We start from the raw sequence: 3,617 nt of genomic DNA, 5'->3' as shown, positions 1-3,617 counted from the left end.
AAATGAATGTCCGCGATCTTTGGGCCGAAGGAGAAACGTTGGGGGAAGAAATCTGGAAGAAAAACGTTGACAATTTTTTCTCGTTTCAGATCAGGCATTGTACCAAAGAAGGAAAACCTCTATATGTAGAAATCGAATCTAACCCAATAGCTTTTGATGGTCGTGATGCCCGGGTAACGCTGGCTACCGATATTACAGCAAAAGTCAAAGCCGAAAAGGAACTGTATCACAGTCAGCAACGCTTTAAAGCTTTGGTACAGGATGGCTCTGATATGATAAGTATTATAAATGAGGATTTACAGTACTCCTATATTAGCCCCAGTGTAAAAAATATCCTTGATGTAGATCCGGAAGAAATGGAAGGGAGATTTGTATTTGATTTTATCCATCCTGAAGATGAAATAAGAATCCAAAAATATCTCAAATTCATCGGAAAAAAGAAAACGGTACAGTTACCCTCCTACCGGTATCAAGATGGAAAGGGAGAATGGCGCTGGTTGGAAACAATAATGAGTGACCTAAGAGCTGATCCTGCAGTTGGCGGGCTTGTGGCAAATTCCAGGGATATTACCCAGTACATTCTTCAGGAGAAAAAATTGAAAGAAAGCCTGGAGCGTTATGATATTGTTGCCAAAGCTACCAGTGATCTAATTATGGATTACGATATTGAAAGTGATGAATTAAAATTCAACGAAGCCATAACTAACATCTTCGGTTATTCTCCTGAAAACACTAAATTCAATGGCTCCTGGTGGGACTCAAAGATCCATCCTGAAGATCTTGACCGCATCAAGGCTCAGGAAAAGGAAATGGTGGAAAAAAGCCGCAAACTCATCCATACCGAATACAGACTGGCCTGTGCCGATGGTAGTTACAAATATGTTTTAGATCGCAGCTATCTAATTACAAGTAAAGAAGGCAAGCCTCAAAGGATTATTGGTTCCATTCAGGATATTACACAAAGGTATAACTATATCAAGGCGATTGAAGAGAGTAACGAACGCCTTAGGGAGATCGCATGGACGCAATCTCATGTGGTAAGAGCACCGCTAGCTAGAATAATGGGACTCATTGACTTGTTGAAAAATCACAAAGATAATATTGAAAATATTCCCGATATTCTGGATAATATCTTAATTTCATCACAGGAATTGGATAAAGTGATCCGTAAAATTGCGAATAAAACAGAAAATTAGCCCCAAGCTTATAATCTACCCCCTATGAATTTAAAAGTTCTTATTGTAGACGACGATGAAGTAGTCATTTTTATTCAGAAGAAATTAATGGCCAACAGCGAGGTTTCAGAAAATCCGTTAGTTTTTAAAAGAGCAAGTTCTGCCCTGGATTTCCTCCAATCTGAAAATAATAATAAAGAATTTTTGATCCTGCTTGATATCAATATGCCCGGAATGAACGGCTGGGAATTTTTAGATGAATTAAATAAAGAGGTAGATAAAGACAGGTATTACGTAATTATGGTAACCTCTTCGGTAGAACAAAAAGACAAAGAGAGAGCTTTCCGGTATACTATGGTTAAGGATTTTTTAGAAAAACCAATTACCAGGGAATGTTGCCAAAAGATCAAAGATATTCCTGAAATAAGTCATTTTTTTGAAAAGATCTAAACTTCTTTATGTTTTGGGTCGGCATCATCGATTTTATCCTGGGCCCATTCCTTTTCTTCTTGTCCGGCTTCCGGTTCATCCTGAAGGATCTCTGCCCTGGGTTCATAATTAAGTTTTATATACATCGGGAAGTGGTCTGAACCAATAGGACGTTCCCGCGCTAATTCCACAAGAGTAAAATCATTGGTATGGAAAACGTGATCCAGCGGCCAACGCAGGAACCAGTACTCGGCGTGAAAAGTATTGAAAAAACCGCGGCCAATCCGGGGATCAAGCAAACCACTCATTTTCTGAAATAATCTGGTAGTACGGGACCAGGCCACATCATTCAAATCTCCAATTACCAGGACACCTTCTTCACTGGTCTTTATATCTCTTCCAAGCATAAGGAGTTCCGCATCCCGGTTGGTGGAAGTTTCACTTTCTGAAGGACTGGGCGGTTTTGGATGTAGGCAATGCAAGTGAATTCGCGATCTTTCATCTAATCTGAAATAAGTATGAATAGAAGGGATATCATCCTGCACCAGGTATTTCACTTCAGTGTCTTCCAGTTTTATTTTTGAATACAAATGCATTCCGTAGAGATTATCCTGAGGAACTTTCTCGACATATTTATAATCGGTCTCCAATTCTTTCAGTGCTTTTTCCCACTTCTTATCAGATTCCAAGGTTAGAAAGATATCCGGGTCACGATCCCTTACCAAATCGATAAATTTCTGGTAAGATCTGTTTTCAGTGAGAACATTGCTCACTAAAATAGAAAATACACAATCGGTGTCATCCCCTTCAAATTTAAGCACCTGTTTTTTGGCTAAATAAGTGTACGGATAAATTTGTTTGAACTGATAGCCCAGGCTGAAGATCAAGGCGCCAACTGCGATAAAGTGCCAGGTTTCAGAAAAATCATAGTACAGGAAGGAAGCCAGAAGGACAATACAAACCAGAAAGCAGATCTGTATCCTGGGAAAATCAAAGCCTCTTATCCACCATTTGTCAAAACGGGTGGCAGATGCCAGACTGGGAAGTAGCATTAAGACGGTAAAAAATAGAATTATGATTTCAACAATCTTCATGATCTAAAATGTATATGAAAGGGCCAGTCCCCGGGTGTTTATTCCAGTACCATTGATATTAAACCTGGCCGTTGGATAAAGGTTTAAATTTTCATTGCCTTTTTTATGTATTTCAGGGACCAGGATACCGGTTGCGGCACCAACCCCAAAACCGATCAAATTATCGGTTAGAAAATGCTTTCCGCTTTTTGTTCTCAAATAGCCTACAAAAGCCGGAATAGCAACAGCACCAGTCCAAACATACGGAATAGCCCGGGAATTTGGATTAAAATCCTGGAAAACCTTTGCTGTGAAGAAAGCAGCTGCCGATGTTGCAGCTACGTGCCCCCCAAAAAAGGAGCGTTGGGCATCATTATCCCTTCGTTCTTTCATGGGAAGATCTTCGTTATAAACCAGGGGACGACTTTTATGAACGGCCCCGGCGGTAATGGTGAACATAGCCCCAACGGTAGCCATGGTTTCGAGATACAGCACAGATATTTGCCCAAAATTTTTTCTTTCAGCTTCACTTGGTAAAAAAGCGATGGGTAGGGCAAAGGAAGCGTAAAACGGAATGTAGCTCAATTCGTCGTCTTGCTCAGAATAGTTGCCGGCTGTCCAACGGTCTACCCCCCAAATGTCGTCTTTGTCCAGAGCGAGGACTTCAGCCTCGGTTAAGCCAGGCTTATTCTGGATCATGGAAACCCCAAGAGCATTTAGTCCGAGCCCTGTCGTGATCCATGCACCATCTTTCCAGAAATCAGTTTCATAAGGTGATTCGTTTTCCTGGGAAACGACTGAAAAACAAATCGATAAACAGAAAAAAAGCGTTATCAGCTTGTTCATAGAAAGTGAGTTTTAACCCAAATCTCCTAACTATGTTCTTAAATTTAAAGCATTTAAGAAAACAATAACAATAAACCAGGCCCTTTACTGAGAA

General features: G+C 40.3%; 4 protein-coding genes. 2 read left to right on the top strand and 2 right to left on the bottom strand.

The window, feature by feature from the left end; genetic code table 11:
* Together ACESK1_RS12615 and ACESK1_RS12610 are read left to right on the top strand one after the other, a co-directional pair.
* On the top strand, positions 1-1,196 hold a 1,196-nt coding region (locus tag ACESK1_RS12615), incomplete at its 5' end, for a PAS domain-containing protein (protein WP_372920537.1).
* Positions 1,197-1,220: 24 nt separating this feature from the next.
* A complete protein-coding gene (locus ACESK1_RS12610) occupies positions 1,221-1,625 on the top strand; it encodes a response regulator (protein ID WP_372920536.1) in 405 nt (134 codons plus the stop codon).
* Here the strand turns inward: ACESK1_RS12610 and ACESK1_RS12605 are convergent.
* Both ACESK1_RS12605 and ACESK1_RS12600 read right to left on the bottom strand, forming a co-directional pair.
* On the bottom strand, positions 1,622-2,698 hold the full coding sequence (locus tag ACESK1_RS12605) for an endonuclease/exonuclease/phosphatase family protein (RefSeq protein WP_372920535.1): 1,077 nt from the start codon (positions 2,696-2,698) through the stop codon (positions 1,622-1,624). The genes ACESK1_RS12610 and ACESK1_RS12605 overlap by 4 nt on opposite strands.
* 3 nt (positions 2,699-2,701) lie before the next feature.
* The gene (locus ACESK1_RS12600) at positions 2,702-3,523 is read right to left on the bottom strand and encodes a phosphatase PAP2 family protein (RefSeq protein ID WP_372920534.1); all 822 of its coding nucleotides are present in this window, start codon (positions 3,521-3,523) and stop codon (positions 2,702-2,704) included.
* Positions 3,524-3,617: the final 94 nt, after the last annotated feature.

Source organism: Salegentibacter sp. (genome assembly GCF_041642575.1).
Classification (GTDB): domain Bacteria; phylum Bacteroidota; class Bacteroidia; order Flavobacteriales; family Flavobacteriaceae; genus Salegentibacter.
This window is presented reverse-complemented; position numbering and strand designations above follow the sequence as displayed.

What these genes read in the sequence shown, in the direction of transcription:
- ACESK1_RS12600 (WP_372920534.1), bottom strand. Translation starts at nt 3,523, where the DNA reads ATGAACAAGCTGATAACGCTTTTTTTCTGTTTATCGATTTGTTTTTCA.
- ACESK1_RS12605 (WP_372920535.1), bottom strand. Translation starts at nt 2,698, where the DNA reads ATGAAGATTGTTGAAATCATAATTCTATTTTTTACCGTCTTAATGCTA.
- ACESK1_RS12610 (WP_372920536.1), top strand. Translation starts at nt 1,221, where the DNA reads ATGAATTTAAAAGTTCTTATTGTAGACGACGATGAAGTAGTCATTTTT.